This window comes from Colwellia sp. BRX9-1, assembly GCF_014077195.1.
In the GTDB taxonomy this organism is placed as follows: domain Bacteria; phylum Pseudomonadota; class Gammaproteobacteria; order Enterobacterales; family Alteromonadaceae; genus Colwellia_A.
In genome coordinates, this window is record NZ_JACGVM010000001.1 from 370,643 (window position 1) to 388,894 (window position 18,252).

The following is an 18,252-nucleotide window of genomic DNA, read 5'->3' on the forward strand; positions in this document are numbered from 1 at the left end:
ATAATTATTAGTGCTCAATGTTAGGCTTTTTATTAAAAACTTCTGGTGCTTGATTAATGACATTATCAATGTGTTCAAAGAATTCAAAAAATTCAGGTTCTAAGTCATCGATAGTGACACCACTTTTCAGTTCTGTTTCTATCTGATGAACAACACGTCCTAGGCTGGGTACACCCGAGTAACAACAAGCACCGTTAAGCTTATGAATAAGTACTTTTAATTGCTCAACATCTTGCGAGGTCAATGCTTCAGAAATATTCAGTTTTGTTTCAGGCAGGCTTTGCACTAAACCTTTAAACATCTCTTTGGCAAGTTCTTCTTTATTGCCTGCTCGTTTTAATGCTAAAGGCCAGTCAATTACTTGATGGTTTCGTCGGTGCATAATCGTTGCGTTGTTAGTATCAAAAGCTTGTTGATTTAAATCTGTGTTATCGATATTTTTATTTTTCATTGTTTTAATATTTTGTGGCTGTGTTAAATCACAATATTCATAAATACAGTGACGTAACATAGCTTCGTCAATAGGCTTAGTCATATAAGAGTCAAAGCCCAGTTTCAACAGTTTATCTTTTTCTTCTTTAAGGGCATGGGCGGTTACTGCGATAACGGGAGTGTTGTCATTAAAAGTGATTGCTTTAATGCTTTTTAGCGCGGAGATGCCATCCATTATCGGCATTTGAATATCCATGAATATCATTGCAAATTTTTCATGTTTACAAATATCTACCGCTTCTTGGCCATTGACGACAGTAGTAACTTCATTGACTTGTTCGAGTAAAAGTTCATTAATAAGCTTTAAATTGGCTTCATTATCGTCAACCGCCAAAATTTTAACTGGAATTTTATTGTCTTCTGACGTTGATCTCACGATATCTAGCAGGTGATTTCTCGGTAACAGTACCTTATTTAATCGCTCTGGCGTAATGGGTTTACTTAAACAGCTTTTCGCTCCACAAGCGATCAATGCTTCCTGTAAATTTGGCGAGTTACTGTTAATCGCTAAATGAATTTGAGTCACGTTTTTTGAGAGTGTGACGATAAGCTCTTTTAGCTCAACTAATGCTGTGGGCGTTATATCATGACTTATTAGAGCAAAATCAAAATGTACCTTTTCATTCAATAAATCGTTAACTTGTACTAAGTTTTGGACCGGATGAACAGCCAAGTTCCAATCGGTAAGAATTTCGCTGGTTGCAATACGGCTATGCGTATGAGGTTCAAAATAAAGAACACTTTTACCTGCTAACTCATGATTATCAAAAATATTATCAATAGAGATAGGATTTACTTCACAACGAAAAGTAAACCAAAATGTTGAACCTTGACCTTGCTCGGTAGAAAAACCCATATTGCCGTTCATTTCAGTGACTAAGCGTTGAGAAATAACTAAGCCTAATCCTGTGCCACCATAAAGCCGCGTAACACTTTTATCAGCTTGACCAAAAGCCTCAAAAATAGTTTTCTGTTGCTCATGGTTCATACCAATACCAGTATCTTTAATTGTTACTTTTAAAACCGCAATATTATTTTCAATGCGTTCGCTGTCGACATCAATATCAACAGAACCTTTGTCAGTGAATTTCATGGCGTTGCTGGTCAGGTTGATCAATACCTGCTTAATTCGCATAGCATCACCAATGAGAGCATCAGGTAATTGCGGATTAACACGTAAAGATAACTCAATATTTTTCTTATGAGATGTTGGCGCAAGTAATGTTAATGTTTCCTCGACCGCGGCTCGCATCGAGAAAGGAATGTTTTCGATAACCATTTTTCCAGCGTCTAATTTCGAAAAATCTAAAATATCATTAATAATGGCTAACAAGTTAGCTGAGGATCGCTCTATGGTTTGTAAATAATCGCGCTGGGTAATAGTCAGCGGTGTCTTTAATACCTGGCGAGTAAAACCAATAACACCATTAAGTGGTGTGCGCAGTTCGTGACTCATATTAGCTAAAAATTCTGATTTAACTTTATTCGCTTCTTGTGCTTTTCGTTTAGCGATATCAAGTTCAACGTTTTGTATTTCAAATTGCTCTAAACTTTCTCGTAAATCGGTCGTGGCTTGATCTATGCTGCCTTGCATTTCTTCTTGGTAATCACCTAATGATTGCGCCATCGCATTGACACCGTTTTTCAAAAAGTTTAATTCACCAATTAACTGCCCTGTGACCCGACTCTCTAGTTTTCCTTCTCTAATACGATCAACGGCAAGTACCATAGCGTCTATTGGACGCGTAAAGTTTTTAATCAATCGATAAGAGAAAAATGCACTAAAAGCACTGCCAAGCAAGACAATGAGAAAAGAAAATAGCATCTGGTCTTGTTGTTTTAAACGTATATTACTGCTGTCAATCTGCATAGCAATATAGCCAATATTGTCTTGAGACATTGAGCGAGTTGCCTCATTTATCAAAGTTTCATTAATAATAGGACTATGAAAAATAAAATCATCACCATTTTTAGAGAAAATAGTGCTGTTGGGAATAACTTGCCCTGCTTTTAGACGTAATAAATTGGCGTCACCGTGGTAAGAGCTGGTGACAAAAACTTGGTTATCTTTAGTAAAAACAGCAATACTTTTGATAATTGATGATTGACTGCGATGGGTGAAATTCATCAGATTACGCAGTTGAACACGATCTTTGTTTAACATACCTAAAGAGCTAGCAATTGCTAGGGGTTCAATAATACTTTGAGAGCGCTGCGTTAAAAACGTATTTAATTCGTCATAACGGCTATATGAAAAATAGCTAGCTATCGAGAAAGCGATCAAAGTGGTTGGCACTATGGTAAGTAAAATTACCCAATCTTTCAGACTTATTTTATGCATTATCTGCTGAACTTTAGTGTAAAATCATGACATTGAATAACCTTATCATGGCATATCGTCATATAAATTTATAGCACTTAACAGGTATATTTCGTTATGGCGAATTTTTTTAAAGCAACAGCTAAAAAACAAGAACTAGGTCAAGAAGTTAGTATCAAGGTTACTCGTCTTGATATTAACGGCTGTGGCGTAGGTTTACACAATAAAAAGCCTATATTTATTGATGGTGCTTTACCTGATGAAGTTGTAAAAGTGAAGGTTATTGAACAAAAAAACAAATATAGTCGTGGCAAGTTAATTGACGTATCCGTTGCTAATAAACGGCGTGTTGCCGCTAAGTGCCAGCACTTTCTCAGTTGTGGCGGCTGTGATTTACAGCATTTAGCCATTAGTACTCAGCTTGATTTTAAGCAGCAGAAGGTCAGTGATTTATTTTCGCGAAGCAACCACGAGCAGTCACTTCCTTGGCAAGCGCCTATCGTCAGCCAGCCTTGGCATTATCGCCGCAAGGCGCGTATTGGTGTGCAGTATAATAAAGCAGGCCAAGCCATTATTGGTTTTAGACAACGGGGCAGCAATCAGCTGATTAATATTAAAAGTTGCCCTGTACTTATCGAGCCGGTAAATAATATCTTTTTACCCTTAAGAACATTACTAAAAAAATTATCAGGTAAAAATGCTATCGGTCATATTGAAGTTATTGCCACAGAAAAAGTGACGGTAGTCGTGCGCCAGTTAGAGCCGCTGACCAAGCAAGATAAAAGTCACTGGCAAGCATTCAGTGATGATTTTTCTTGTGATGTTCTCTTTGACTTAGGTAAAGAGGTAGTAACGCTCGATAAAGCGACTTTAAATAGTTTGCACTATAGTTTAGCTGACAATATTGTTATTTCTTTTAGTAGCGACAACTTTATTCAGGTTAACCACCAAGTTAATAAAAGCATGATAAATCAAGCCATTCAATGGTTAAACTTGACCGAGCAAGATATTGTTTTAGATTTATTTTGTGGTTTAGGTAATTTTAGCTTACCAATAGCTAAAAAAGTTGCGCAAGTTGTGGGTATTGAAGGTGTTGAACTTATGGTCAGCAACGCGCATAAAAACGCCTTGCAAAATGGTTTAAGTAATTGTGAGTTTTATCAAGCTGACTTAAATAGTCATTGGAAAGAGGAAGCTTGGGCAAATAAAAAATATACTAAGCTGCTATTAGATCCCGCGCGTGCTGGCGCTTATCAAGCGTTACAACAATTAGTACATTTAAATATTAATAGCGTGCTATATGTCAGTTGTGATCCGGCAACCTTAGCCAAAGATAGTGAATTATTGCTAGCACAGGGTTATCGCATTGAAAAAATATCCTTAATGGATATGTTTTCTCAAACAAAGCATATTGAGACTATGGTATTGTTTGTGAAGTAGACATTCATTCTTTTTCTAAAATTTAATAGGTTATTTTTATGGTTTCGGTACGTAAATCTCATCAAATATCGGAAATAAATTTTGAGCAATGGTTAAGTTCATTGGAGCTTAGTGAACAAAAAAATCAAGCACTTGAAAAGCTTTGGCAGCAAGTCAGTGATTTTTATGTTGACCAGCAAGAATGCCAGACTAAGTCTTTAGAGATGGTTGAGATCCTTGCTAGTTTGAATTTAGATCGCGATTCTTTATGTGCTGCATTTTTACTGCCGTTATATGAATACCAATGCATATCATTAGAATATATAGAAGAAAACTTTTCTAAGAAAATTCTAAATTTATGTAATGGCGTTAGCCAAATGCAAGCGATAAAGACATTACAGCAAGGCCAGTCTAATCAAGTGTCGGCCAATCAAGTTGATAATATTCGTAAGATGTTAGTTGCCATGGTTGACGATGTTCGTGCTGTTGTTATTAAACTTGCCGAGCGAGTCTGTTACTTAAGGCTGGTAAAAAATGCCGATGAAGAAACGCGAGTTTTAGCTGCCAAAGAAACCGCCAATATTTATGCACCACTCGCGAATAGACTAGGCATTGGTCAATTAAAGTGGGAGCTTGAAGATATTTCCTTTCGCTACCTTCATCCCAAGGTGTACAAAAATATAGCCCAACAATTAGATGAAAAACGCTTAGACCGTGAACAATATATGGCTAATTTTGTGAGTAATCTTAGTGGGCAATTACAAGATTTAAATATTGCCGGTGAAGTGTATGGTCGGCCCAAGCATATTTTTAGCATTTGGAAAAAAATGCAGCAAAAATCGCTTGGTTTTGAACAACTTTTTGATGTTAGAGCCGTGAGGGTTGTTGTTGATAAACTTCAAGATTGTTATGGCGCATTAGGTATAGTTCATACCAGTTGGCAGCATTTACCTAACGAATTTGATGATTATGTCGCCACACCAAAACCTAATGGTTATCAATCGATTCATACGGTTGTATTAGGTCCAGAAGGAAAATCAGTAGAAGTACAAATAAGAACTCAGCAAATGCACGATGATGCAGAAATGGGGGTTGCGGCTCATTGGCGTTATAAAGAAGGCAGCACTGGCATTAAGAACACGGATAAAAAAACTGGTTTTGATGAAAAAGTTAGCTGGCTAAGAAAAATTTTACAATGGCAAGATGACGTCAGCGAAAGTGGCGATTTACTCGATGAATTACGTAGTCAGGTCTTTGAAGACCGTATTTATGTATTTACACCTAACGGCGATGTTATTGATTTACCTGCTGGCTCTACACCTTTAGATTTTGCTTACTATATTCATTCAAATGTAGGTCATTGTTGCATCGGCGCGAAAGTCTCTGGACGCATTGTACCTTTTACTTACCGCTTAAAAACAGGCGATCAAGTCGAAGTGTTAACCAGTAAAACACCTAACCCAAGTCGTGATTGGTTAAACCCTAATCTGCATTATACCCATGCACCTAGAACAAGGTCAAAAATTCAACATTTTTTTAGATTACTCGACCGTGACAAACATATTGCCATAGGTAAAGAACAGTTAGAGACAGAATTATCTAAAATCGATTTAACCGAGACTGATTTAATGTCAGCGAGTAGGCGCTTTAATATAAAATCGATTGATGATTTATATGCAGCTATTGGCTCAGGTAATGCCCGCTTAATGCAAGTGATTAATCATTTGCAATATCATGACGAGAAAAACAAACCACCGGTAGATCTTGACCCACAAAGTTTGGTCAAACCTCAACAGGCACAACAAAAATCTCAAACCGATGCTAATGGTATTACGGTATCGGGTGTCGGTAATTTATTAACGCATATGGCAAAATGTTGTCATCCGGTGCCAGGCGATGATATTGCCGGCTTTATTACTCAGGGACGGGGTATCTCGGTGCATCGCAATGATTGTGACCAATTAGCGAATTCGTTAGTTCAGCAACCTGAACGAGAAGTAGAAGTACAGTGGGGTGAGCAGAATCAACAGAGCTATCTAGCAACAGTGAAAGTTATAGCGAGTGACCGTCAAGGTTTAGTGCGTGATATTTCTACGATTGTTTCCAATGAACGGGTCAGCATTGTTGGCATGGAAACCCGTTCTGATCCAAGCAAGCAAACAGTCGCTATGTTGTTAAATATTGAAATTCCAAATAATGAAATATTAGGACGTTTAATTGGCAAATTACTTCAACTTGATGATGTATTAGAAGTTAAGCGACTCTAGTTGTATTTTATCTACCTTATGGAAAATGTATAAATATGTTAACTGAACAAGCCTCAATGAATAAGCTACGTTGGATCATGACCGAGTTACGCGACCCTAAAACAGGATGTCCGTGGGATATCAAGCAAGACTTTGCTTCGATAGTACCGCATACCATTGAAGAAGCCTACGAAGTTGCTGATGCGGTCATTGACGCTGTTGAACAGCAAGACTTCTCAGAATTAGAAAAAGAATTAGGTGATTTGTTATTTCAGATTGTTTTCTATAGTCAGCTCGGACAAGAACAAAAACAATTTGATTTTGACAGTGTCGTCGCGGCCATTTGTGAGAAACTCATTCGTCGACACCCTCATGTCTTTGGCGATAAAAATCTAACATCTGATGCAGAGATTAATGCCAATTGGGAAAATGAAAAAGCGCAAGAAAGACAACAAAAAAACCTCAACGAACACATCAGTATTTTAGCCGATATTCCGCGAAATTTACCCGCACTTTCTCAAGCCGCTAAAATTCAAAAACGCTGCGCACATGCTGGTTTTGACTGGCATAACATTGAAGATGTCTTTGCTAAGGTTGTCGAAGAAGTCGAAGAAGTTCATCTTGAAATTGAGCAAAATAATCCGCAAGCGCTCGCTGAAGAATTAGGTGACTTAATGTTTGCCGTTGTCAATCTTTGTCGCCATGCCAAACAAGACCCTGAGCAGTTATTACGCCAAGCAAATCAGAAATTTACAAAACGGTTTCATGGTGTTGAAAAACAAGTGGCAAGCTCTGGCGTAGAATTTGAACAACATTCGCTAGAAAAACTTGAAGAATATTGGCAACAAGTCAAACTTGATGAGAAACAACGATGAAAGAAAATCTTCCCCAATTAGCCGACTGTCTACTCGCACTAGATAATAATATTGCTACGCTAACCTTTAATCGCCATGACGTACGTAATGCGCTAACAAGTACCGCAATTGCTGATGATATTGTTACCACCGTCGAGTGGGTTAATAAAACGGCTGATGTGGCTGTGCTGATTATTACCGGTGCCGGCTCTGCGTTTTCATCGGGGGGAAATATTAAAGATATGGCTGAACGTAGTGGTGATTTTGCTGGTGATGTACAAGAACTTGAAGCTCGTTATCGTCAAGGAATTCAGCGCATTCCACTAGCATTACATAAATGTGAAGTCCCTATTATTGCTGCTGTTAATGGTGCAGCAATCGGTGCCGGTTTCGATGTTGCTAATATGTGTGATATCCGAATAGCCTCAACAAAAGCTAAGTTTGGCGAAACATTTGCTAATTTAGGTCTTATTCCAGGTGATGGTGGTGCATGGTTTATGCAGCGAGTTATTGGTTATCAAAAAGCCGCGGAGTTAACTTTTACAGGCAGAATAATTAATGCCGATGAAGCGAAAGAAATGGGGGTGGTGTTAAATGTTGTTGATGCTGAGTGTTTAATGGATAACGTTATGGCTTTAGCAAATGATATTGCCAGTAAACCAACGGCGGCAATGCGTTTAACTAAGCGGTTAATGAAAATGGCACAACGTACCGACTTACCAGACTTTCTTGATATTTGTGCGGTATTTCAAGGAATGTGTCATAACAACCCTGAGCATTTAGACGCGGTAAACGTGATGATGGAAAAGCTGGCTAAATAAAGGAGCGTTACCCTTTAACACCGATGTGAACAGCATATAAGGTTGATACATATTGATATAGTAGAAAACAGGATGTCTGAGAAAAGACATCCTGGACTTAATACTCTTGCAAATTACGACTCTGCAATATCGGCATTATGATAAACGTTTTGTACATCATCACAATCATCTAACATAGCGATAAATTTCTCGAAATTTGCTGTGTCATCTTCACCGGTAATTTCAGTGTAGGTTTGCGGTACCCAAGTGATTTCTTCAACTTCTAAATCAAACTCTGGCATTGAATTAGCAAATTCAGTTTTTATTTTGAAAAACTCAGTATGTGGTGCATAAACAGTAATGATACCGTCTTCAAGTTCAACATCTGTTACATCAATGTCAGCCATCATTAAGGTTTCTAATACAGTTTCATCATCTTCGCCTTGAAAAGCAAAGACAGCTTGGTGATTAAACATATGAGAAACGGTGCCCGATGAACCAATTTTAGAATAGGTCTTGGTAAAACATTGGCGAACATCTTTAATCGTTCTATTACCGTTATCCGTTAAACAATCAATAATAACCATACAGTTACCTGGACCAAAACCTTCATACCTTGCGGCAACAAAATCTTCGCCTCCAGCGCCTGATGCTTTCTTTATTGCATTTTCAATGACGTGAGTAGGTACTTGATCTTTTTTAGCTCTATCGATTAAGCCACGTAGTGTTAGGTTACCATCTGGGTCAACACCGCCTTCTTTGGCACTTACATAAATTGCTTTACCGTATTTTGAATAAACTTTAGTTTTTGCGCCTGCTGTTTTCGCCATTGATAATTTGCGATTTTGGTATGCTCTGCCCATCTGAATGCATCTCGTCGTTCTTAATAAATTGATGGGCTAGATTCTACCCGCTGAAGTCAATTTTGACTAGCCTGTAGTGAATTAATCATCGATATTTTTATTTTGAACGCCATTAAATCATAGCTAAGGGACTTGAACTCTTGGTTAATTAGTGGAGCAAAATATTGCTAAAGATAAACTGACATGATTTTAGTAAAACCTTAAATAACTTCTGTCAGTAATAACAGTGAATATTGTCAGCCATTTAAATGAAATAGACACTAAGGTAATCTTTTTTTATTATCTTCATTGGAAAGTGTTATTTTTTTAGTAGTGTTTCTGCTTTTGCGCCAAGGTAAACATATAGGCCTAAACCAACAAGTAGGCCAACTGAAGTAGCCATCATAGCAACAGCATTAACTAAATATTCAGGAGAGCCAAGTACTGACTTAAACATTAGCAATAAAGCTTCTATTGAAACGGCAATTAAGATAGTGGCAATAAATCGAGTTATTGTTCGTCTTGTTGAACTATGGCGTAATATATCTTTTTGCATTAACACTTCTTCTTCTATTGTTGTTTTGCCTAAATCGAAAATGGCCAGTGCTAAGGTCAGAAAAATAATAATACCAAAAGGTTTTATTTGTAGATCTTCAGGGGTGGGTGAGAGTAATAAATTAACTATTTCGCTACCGGCAGAATATAAAAGAATACCGACAATAAAGAATAGTCCAACGACAATACATGAATAGACACTGACGAAAAAAGGATGGAATTTTTTTCTTTTTACATCACCCATTAAAAATTCAATGGCTTGAGCTAAGTTAATATCAATCACCAATACACCAATAACATCACCATTTTTATTAGCATATTTCATTGATGTAGAAATACATAGATTATGGCTAGAGGTTGATAAATAAGGCTCAGTAACAATGATGGTATTATTTTTTTCTGCCTTTATATAATAGGGGCGATAAGAACGGTCTATCCCAAGGCCTTCGGCAATACTTTTATTTATATTATTCTTCTTAGAAATATTTTTACTACTTTGAACGCCATCGCTATCTAAAGTGAACATCAACTCAATAAAAGGGTAATGTTTAGTTAGCCAGAGCATTGAAGTTTGTAGCAGGGTTTCGTCTTTAAAAAAGTTTTCATCAAAGGCTCCAGCGACGATTGACGCCATAAGTTCATGAATAGCATTGTGATATTCATGATATCTATCTATTACACTTATATAATTCATTAAACTCTACTTTGATGATAAATATTATTTAGGGGGGAGTAGTAAGTCGAATAGGGTTAACCTACAGGTGTTTATATTATGAGTAAGCTGGGTGGGAAAGTAGCAACGCCATTGATATCCTGAAATATTTAGCGATTTCTGCTTGCGCTGCTACCGTTTATTAAATAAGCCATTCATTTACCTTGGTTGTCGAATTTCGTTAAAATTTTGGCTATTCTCTGTTTCTTCAATATCCCACTGACTCACAGATAAGTGCTTGATGTTAATGAGTAAACTGGTAAAAGATAAAATACTGTTTAGCATGCGTTTGATCATGATATATCTCCTGAAATCTAGTGTTAAGTTATTGATTAATCTGCAATCAGTGGTGAGGTTTCTGAAAGTGATGCCAATCGATATGCTTTTTGCTTGATAATTTTTAAGTTACCTAACGTAATTGTGTTTTCATCAATTAATATCGCTTGGTTTAAATCAGCTAGGGCACCGCTAATATCATTGTTTTTGTACCTTGAAATACCACGATTACTGTAACTTAATGACTTAAGGTAAAGTCCAATGGTGTTATTTAAGTTCATGGCTTCAATACTGTCGATTGCCGCAGTACATGCTAACTCTGACTGTTCTGCATTATCAGCTTGCAAATAGGCAACACATAAACTCATATGGCTGTTATACGAACTTTCATCTTGATGGCGTTTAGTGAGTTTCATAATGCTTTTATTAAAATTGCCTTTAACAATATCTTGAGTACCTCTGGCATCTTTAACTACCGCAACTTTTAATGCGGTGTCACTTTCAAAAGCTGATACAGGGTTACTTACTAGTAAAGTTATCAATAATGGGGTTAATAAAGCTAATGTAGTTTTCATTTTTTTTCTCTCTATTTAAAAGCGCATCCGGTTGATGCAGGTCAACTATAGAAATTTTCATTTCGCGAGACAAACGATTAAAATCGACGTATTGAGTGAATAAATTTCATCTATCATTGGCGTCGTTATTCGTTGTTATTGGCGAAGGTTTCTTTAACCCAGTCAGCAAATAAAGTTAGCTCAGTTTTATTTTCCATATTTTCATGTTGGATCAAATAGTATTTGTCATTGGTATTGAGTTCTTCATCGAAGAGTTTTACTAATAACTGTTCAGTAAACCATGTTTTACTGATCGGAAGAGGCACTAATGCTATGCCCATTCCTTGTTGAGCCGCTCGTGCAACGCCAAACATACTGTCAAACTGTATAATTTGTTTTGGATCAAAATCATTAATATTGACGTTGTCGGCCCATTGATGCCATGACCAAGGACGAGAGCGATGTAAAATCAGTGGGGTATTTCTTAATGCCGAAGTCCCCATGCTTTTAAGTTTTTTATAAAGTTTTTTATTACAAGCTGGGGTATAACGCACAGGGAATAATTCATGAACAATACTCGCATTTGGCTTGCCATTCGCCAATACTATTGATAAATCAGCAATTTGTGAGGGCTCACTGCCTGATTTTATCGTTTCTAATTGTAAGTTTATTTCTGGATTTTTTTCAGACCATGTACTTAACTGGGGAATAAATAACTCACTGGCAAAAAACTCAGGCAAACTAATGACAATAGTTTTATTTTGTTGATTATGAGTGAACTCCGAAATTGTTGATTCAAGCTGATGAATTATCGGTTGAATAGATTGATAAAACTGTTTCCCTGAACTGGTTAGCTCTATTGAACGTGTTCCTCTTTTAAAGAGGTCAAAACCTAATTGTTCCTCTAGCTGTTTTATTTGATGGCTAACCGCTGAAGGTGTTAAAAACAATTGTGCGGCAGCATGTTTGAAGCTTAAACATTTTGAAGCCACGCAGAATGACCGTAAACCACGGATGGGTGTTTGAATAGGCATGTGAGTAAAATAAATTGATGAAGACAACTAGTAATAGCAATAGTTATACCGAAGTGTAACTAGTTGATATTATTATTAATACTTTTTTTATAAAGCTGCCGTTTTTTTCGGTTTGCACCATGTTGGTTCATTTGCACTATAAGAACAATTTGTTTATAGAATTATAAGCAGAAAAAAAGGACATCAATGATGTCCTTAAATGTAGCAGTTTAGCAATACAAACAGGTGTTTTTAAAGAATCTATAAATTATTATTAGAGCGACTCAACAAACAACTGCATCGTAAATCTATTTATTAGGCACAGCAAACGAGATAAATTCATTCGATGGATCAATATTTTTCACCTATAAAATTAAATGGGAATAAATCATGCTATTAAAAAGGTATTTTTTACCCATCAACATAGTGTAATCAAGGGCGTTGTAAAATTATTAGCAAGTGTCAGTATTCAGTATAATTGAGATCAATAATGCTCATTCGTTAGAAATTTATTCGCTAGGGACAGTAAGTAAGATCCATTTTATAAAAGTTAGCTTATTTAATCGCCTAGCTAAAAAAAAGCTAAAAAAAAAGGACATCAAATGATGTCCTTAAAATGAAACAATTTAACAATATAAGCAGTACTATTAAAGAATCGGGGAAGATTCAAAATACAAATGCATCGTAAATTGATTCGTCAGTCACAGCAAACGAGATAAATTCATCTGATAGGTTAACTTTTTTCATCTATCAATTTTTATACAATTAATAAGTGTTTTCGGGCTTATAGCCCTTATGGTATTTATAACTTACGCGCTTTATTTACATTATAGATTGTTGCAGGTTATGTTCAGTTAATGACGCTATGACTACTGATAAATTAAACGTTAATATAAAATTTTTATATATTGATGATCAATATTTTGATTGGTGCGTATTTTACTATGATGTTAAAAAAAATTAAAAAAACGATTAAAAGGTTGAGGTAATAATGAAAAGTTTTGAAGTGAATTTTGATGGTTTAGTGGGCCCAACCCATAATTATGCGGGTCTTTCTGAGGGGAATGTTGCCTCATTATCAAATACTAATAACAGCTCAAACCCTAAAGAAGCAGCCTTGCAAGGTTTGAAAAAAATGAAAGCATTGCATGATATGGGGTTAAAACAAGGCGTATTTGCTCCTCAAGAACGTCCTGACCTCTATACGCTTAAAAGATTGGGCTTTCACGGCAGCGATGCGCAAATATTGTCAGCAGCTTATAAAGCTTCGCCAACACTACTCGCCGCTTGTTGTTCTGCATCAACGATGTGGACAGCCAATGCAGCAACCGTTTCACCATCAGCGGATACGGTTGATAAAAAGGTCCATTTTACCTCAGCTAATTTAGCGAATAAGTTTCATCGTTCACTCGAACCTGAAACGACCAGTAAAATCCTTAAAGCTATGTTCAACGATGATAAGTATTTTCAGCATCATCAGCACCTTAACGATAATGAACACTTTGGTGATGAAGGGGCTGCTAACCATACGCGATTATGTGAAGGTTATGGAGATGCTGGTATAGAGATCTTTACTTATGGTCGTTATGCTTTTAATCGAAATAAACCAGCACCCGTTAAGTTTCCTGCTCGTCAAACGTTGGAGGCGAGTCAGGCGATCGCAAGATTACATGGCCTTTCTGAAGATAAAGCTGTTTTTGTTCAACAAAACCCCGATATTATCGATCAAGGTGTTTTTCATAATGACGTGATTGCCGTCGGTAACCAGAATGTTTTTCTTTACCATGAGCAAGCATATTTAAATACGGCAGAATTCAAAGCCGAAGTCACTCGAAAGTATAACGGCGATAAACTGCACTTTCTTGAAGTTTCAACCGAGCAAGTGTCGATTGAAGCAGCGGTTAATACGTATTTATTTAATACTCAAATTGTCACATTAGCTGATAATTCTATGGCTATTATTGCCCCGATGCATTGTCGGGAAAATAGTCAGGTTAATCATTACCTACAAACATTAATTGCTGGTGATAACCCAATAAATCATGTTGAGTTTTTTGATGTCAATGAAAGTATGAAAAATGGTGGTGGTCCGGCATGTTTACGGCTAAGAGTTGCGCTCACCGAGCAAGAGTTACTTGGGGTTAATCCTGACTGCTTGCTAACACCAGCATTATATAACCGATTAGTGACTTGGGTTAATTGTCATTATCGCGACAAATTAGTCATAGATGATTTACGAGACCCACAATTAATTATTGAGTCACGCACGGCATTAGATGAACTTTCACAAATCTTATCTTTAGGTGCAGTTTATCGTTTTCAACAATAATTATATACTTGCACAATAAGTGACTTTGAGCAGCCGTTTTTAACTAGAAACGTGCTGCTTTTAGTTAACCTAGGTATTTAAGACACAAATAGCTGATGCCAGCGATTAATGGTAAATAGACAAGCCTAATTCTTCTGCAATACCTTCTACTAACTTCATACCAACAACAGAATTACCAAAACTGTTTAACGGTGGGCTCCATGTACAGATCACGCCATAATTTGGCACGATAGCAATTAAACCACCACCCACACCACTTTTAGCTGGTAAGCCGACAGAAAAAGCGAACTCACCAGATTGATCATACATACCACTGGTTGATAATATTGCATTAACGCGATGTGCATCTTTTGGGCTACAAATAACCCGTTTCGTTAATGGGTCGACACCTTTGTTGGCTAAAAATAGTAAACTTTGCGCGAGCTGCTCGCAACTCATGCTAATTGAACACTGAGTAAAATAATGGCTGAGTACATCTGGAATTTCGGCTTCAATATTACCAAAGCTTTTCATTAAGTAGGCTAGGGCGGCATTACGATTACCATGGGTGAATTCAGATTGATAAACTTCAAGGTCAACGCGAATGTCTTCATTGTTTGCTAGCTTCCTAACAAAGCCTAAAAAAGCCAACTTACTTGCTGAGTAATGACTGGTTAATACGTCAGCCACTAATAAAGCACCCGCATTTATTACCGGGTTTCTGGGAATACCTTTTTCCCACTCCAACTGAATAATAGAATTGAAAGGTTGACCTGAAGGCTCCATTCTCACGCGTTGCCACAAAGAATCACCTAGGCGATTCATCGCCATTATTAAACCAAATATTTTTGAAATACTTTGAATAGAAAAAGCGTGCTGATAATCACCGGCGCCAACTGTTTTTCCGTCAATGGTCGCGACTGCGATGCCGGCAAAATCGGCTTTTACACTAGCAAGAGCAGGAATATAATCGGCTACAGCACCCTCGACAAAGCTATCACGGTAAGAAAGCAGTAATGCGTTTAGCTTACCTTGTAAGTCAACTATGTTGTTTTTCATATAATGGCTCGATGTTAAAAGTGCAGAGGCGCTATTATGCACAAAATAAATCTGAGATGTTGCCTTAAAGAGACTTATTTAACGCTTTGACCTTAAATAAGCATTCAACAATTAATGAGCTAATCATGCACTTTAGCTTTTTCTAGAGTTTATAGAATATCAATAATCATCGATTATGGGTACGAGATTATTCTCCTTTGCAATTTGCAAAAAAATTCATAATGCAATGGAAATTTAAAGATAAATAAGTGGTGTGAAAATAATAGAAAAATTATTTTTTACAATTTATTGGTTTTAATGGCCTTAGTGATATTACCCGCATTGAAATATCCTTTGCCGGTACTAAGCCAATACCCACTGCGTACCTGAACCGTCAACATGGGGTATTTTACTTTAGGCCTTGTCGTCTTAGTCACACGCCGATTTAACTTTTAGTATTGATGATTTTTATCACATCATTAATACTAAAAACCCTATTTTTATGATGTTTTATTATTTTTATTCATCCAAAACGTAAGTTTTTGGTGGAGTTTATTGATATCAATGGGTTTAGCCAGGTAGTCGTTCATACCGGCACTTAAACACCTTTCTTTATCTCCTTTCATCGCATTGGCAGTCATAGCGATAATCGCAATATCTTGATGCTCTTTCCCTGCCTCACCGGCTCGAATAGCTTTAGTTGTTTGATAGCCGTCCATTTCAGGCATCTGACAGTCCATCAAAATTAAATCGTAACTAGACGAGTTTAGTTTTTCTAGCGCGTTAATACCATTTACGGCTATGTCGGCACTTAACGTTAATTTGGTTAGAATTTTAGTGGCAACAATTTGATTTATTCTATTGTCTTCCACCAAAAGTATTTTTTTAAAGGATAAGTTAACCGGGTTAATTGTGATGTCTGGCTCAACACTGTCAGTAATATCATTTTCTGGTTTTTGATAAACTAAATAAAAGGAAAAGCAGCTACCTTTATTTAAGGTGCTTTTTATATCTATACCTCCGGACATAAGTTCACATAACTGTTTTACAATCGTTAAACCTAAACCTGTACCGCCATATTTTCGAGTGGTTGAATTATCAGCTTGAGAAAATGGAGTGAAAATATTCTGCTGCTGTTCTTCTGAAAGGCCTATACCTGTGTCACTGACTTTACACGAGAAGTTAAGTTGTTCTTTATTTATTTCTGTCAGTTCAACTTCAAGGTCAATAGTGCCTTGCTCGGTAAACTTAATGGCATTACTTAGCAGATTAATCAGTATTTGTTTAAGTCTTGTAGGATCGCCAATAACGGTCTTTTGTGAAAGTGACATCGACCTAATGTTAAGTACTAATGATTTTTTTTCAGCAAGTGCATTCATTATTATGACCACTTCGTTAATAATATCAGTGACATTAAAATGAATACTTTCTATTGCTAGTTTTCCTGATTCAATTTTAGAGTAGTCTAAAATACTATTAATTAAGGTCAACAATGATTCAGAGCTCGAATTTACCAAATTAATATATTCTTTTTGTTCATCATTTAGTGGCGTGTTAGATAATAAACTCAGCATACCAACCACACCATTCATTGGTGTTCTAATTTCATGACTCATATTTGCTAAAAACATGCTTTTTGCTTTAGTTGCCTGTTCAGCCCTTTTTTGTGATAGAACCAGCTGTTGATTTAATTGTTGTGACTGTTGTAATAAATCATTGGTTTGTTTGTTTTTTAATTGAAATATAGTCGCCGATTTCATTAGATGACCTATCTCATCTTTGCGATTAACGTTAAGTTCAAGCTTTTCATTAATTATTTTATTTTCAGCAAGTGCATTAAATACTTGAGTTACTTTTTCTATTGGAAATATAAGTCTTTTCAAAATATAGACAGTAATAAGACTGGTCAGGAAAATACCAAGAATAAACATAATATTGCCACGAATAACAGACTCTTCAACTAGGGTGTTCAGCTGAGCGTTACTTGAATCAAGATGGGTTAAAGCAACTTCACTTAAATTTTTTGCTAAATATAAAAATTCGTTAGCAGAGCCAGACATAACCACATTGACTAAGTAATTATAATTTCGGGTTACTTGCGTCAACAAATTAAAGTCACTAGATAAAGCGGTTAATGTTGAAGTAAAGCCATCGATATTAAGTGGCGCTGCGGTACTTTCTACTTGGCTAAAAATAGACTGAAAGTTGGTAATATTCTCAGTATTAGGTCGGATAAAGTATTGATAAGCCGAAAGTTGTAGGGCCGAAGTCAGATCTGCAAGTCTCTTGGTTGTTACATGAGTCGTTTGAATAGATTGGTTAAGATGAATACCATTAGATGCCTCAGCGGTGATGGTATTTAGATGGCTTAAGTGAGTTACTATAGTTTTATTAAATAATTCACTTTTTTTATCGATGAGTAAGACAACCGAATCAAAGTTTTCTCGATAAGCTTTTAAGTGATCGCGCATACTCTCTATCGCGACTTGCTGATCGGTGCCAATGTTATTTTTTTCGATAAAGAGCGAGGTTATAGCTAATTTCCCCGTTACCGAACTCATAATGTCATTTAATCGTTTTAATACTGAAGAAGCTTGATTTTCTTTATAAATAAGCACATTGCGCTGTAAATCTAAAACATCTTTCTCTAATGCTTTAACCTGAACGACTCCATCAACTATTTCTTGATTAGAGGCTAAGCCCGTTACTAATCGTTTTTGGTTCTGATACGAAACAGTCTCCTGGCCGATAAAAAGTAAAATAATGAGGGCGAGCGAAAGCATCAATTGTGTTTTTAAACTTCGAAACATTACTGGCACCCTT

Annotated in this window: 13 protein-coding genes; 5 read left to right on the top strand and 8 right to left on the bottom strand. The window is 36.5% G+C overall.

The window, feature by feature from the left end; translation table 11 throughout:
• Positions 1-7 precede the first annotated feature (7 nt).
• Positions 8-2,833 carry a two-component sensor histidine kinase BarA gene (barA, locus tag H4J76_RS01795; RefSeq protein ID WP_182229994.1) on the bottom strand — a complete coding sequence of 942 codons (2,826 nt, stop codon included), beginning with the start codon at positions 2,831-2,833 and terminating at the stop codon, positions 8-10.
• A gap of 96 nt (positions 2,834-2,929) precedes the next feature.
• On the opposite strand from barA, the gene rlmD reads away from it, so the two are divergent.
• From rlmD to H4J76_RS01815, 4 genes are read left to right on the top strand one after another with little or no spacing between them, the layout of a single operon-like run.
• Positions 2,930-4,252 (top strand): 23S rRNA (uracil(1939)-C(5))-methyltransferase RlmD, encoded by a 1,323-nt coding sequence (gene rlmD, locus H4J76_RS01800; RefSeq protein WP_182229995.1) that lies wholly within the window; start codon positions 2,930-2,932, stop codon positions 4,250-4,252.
• Positions 4,253-4,290: 38 nt separating this feature from the next.
• Positions 4,291-6,498: a GTP diphosphokinase gene (relA, locus tag H4J76_RS01805; RefSeq protein ID WP_182221110.1), complete on the top strand. Its 2,208-nt coding sequence runs from the start codon at positions 4,291-4,293 to the stop codon at positions 6,496-6,498.
• Positions 6,499-6,533: 35 nt separating this feature from the next.
• Positions 6,534-7,352 (top strand): nucleoside triphosphate pyrophosphohydrolase, encoded by an 819-nt coding sequence (gene mazG, locus H4J76_RS01810; protein WP_182213394.1) that lies wholly within the window; start codon positions 6,534-6,536, stop codon positions 7,350-7,352.
• Positions 7,349-8,152: an enoyl-CoA hydratase-related protein gene (locus tag H4J76_RS01815; RefSeq protein WP_182229996.1), complete on the top strand. Its 804-nt coding sequence runs from the start codon at positions 7,349-7,351 to the stop codon at positions 8,150-8,152. Before mazG ends, H4J76_RS01815 begins: the two co-directional genes overlap by 4 nt.
• 113 nt (positions 8,153-8,265) lie before the next feature.
• Here H4J76_RS01815 and H4J76_RS01820 read toward each other — a convergent pair whose 3' ends face one another.
• The 5 genes from H4J76_RS01820 to H4J76_RS01840 form a co-directional block, all read right to left on the bottom strand.
• Entirely contained in the window at positions 8,266-8,994 is a 729-nt protein-coding gene (locus tag H4J76_RS01820; protein ID WP_070374723.1) for a YebC/PmpR family DNA-binding transcriptional regulator, read from the bottom strand.
• A 298-nt stretch (positions 8,995-9,292) separates the two neighbouring features.
• Complete coding sequence (locus tag H4J76_RS01825) at positions 9,293-10,222, bottom strand: PDC sensor domain-containing protein (RefSeq protein WP_182229997.1); 930 nt, start codon at positions 10,220-10,222, stop codon at positions 9,293-9,295.
• A gap of 177 nt (positions 10,223-10,399) precedes the next feature.
• A complete protein-coding gene (locus tag H4J76_RS01830; RefSeq protein WP_182229998.1) occupies positions 10,400-10,537 on the bottom strand; it encodes a hypothetical protein in 138 nt (45 codons plus the stop codon).
• Positions 10,538-10,572: 35 nt separating this feature from the next.
• On the bottom strand, positions 10,573-11,091 hold the full coding sequence (locus H4J76_RS01835; protein WP_182229999.1) for a hypothetical protein: 519 nt from the start codon (positions 11,089-11,091) through the stop codon (positions 10,573-10,575).
• Between the two features lie 125 nt (positions 11,092-11,216).
• Entirely contained in the window at positions 11,217-12,098 is an 882-nt protein-coding gene (locus H4J76_RS01840) for a LysR family transcriptional regulator (RefSeq protein WP_231907471.1), read from the bottom strand.
• A 976-nt stretch (positions 12,099-13,074) separates the two neighbouring features.
• On the opposite strand from H4J76_RS01840, the gene astB reads away from it, so the two are divergent.
• Entirely contained in the window at positions 13,075-14,412 is a 1,338-nt protein-coding gene (gene astB, locus H4J76_RS01845) for an N-succinylarginine dihydrolase (protein ID WP_182221108.1), read from the top strand.
• A gap of 105 nt (positions 14,413-14,517) precedes the next feature.
• Here the strand turns inward: astB and glsB are convergent, their stop codons facing one another.
• Complete coding sequence (gene glsB / locus H4J76_RS01850; protein WP_182221107.1) at positions 14,518-15,450, bottom strand: glutaminase B; 933 nt, start codon at positions 15,448-15,450, stop codon at positions 14,518-14,520.
• Between the two features lie 479 nt (positions 15,451-15,929).
• Positions 15,930-18,239 carry an ATP-binding protein gene (locus H4J76_RS01855; RefSeq protein WP_182221106.1) on the bottom strand — a complete coding sequence of 770 codons (2,310 nt, stop codon included), beginning with the start codon at positions 18,237-18,239 and terminating at the stop codon, positions 15,930-15,932.
• Positions 18,240-18,252: the final 13 nt, after the last annotated feature.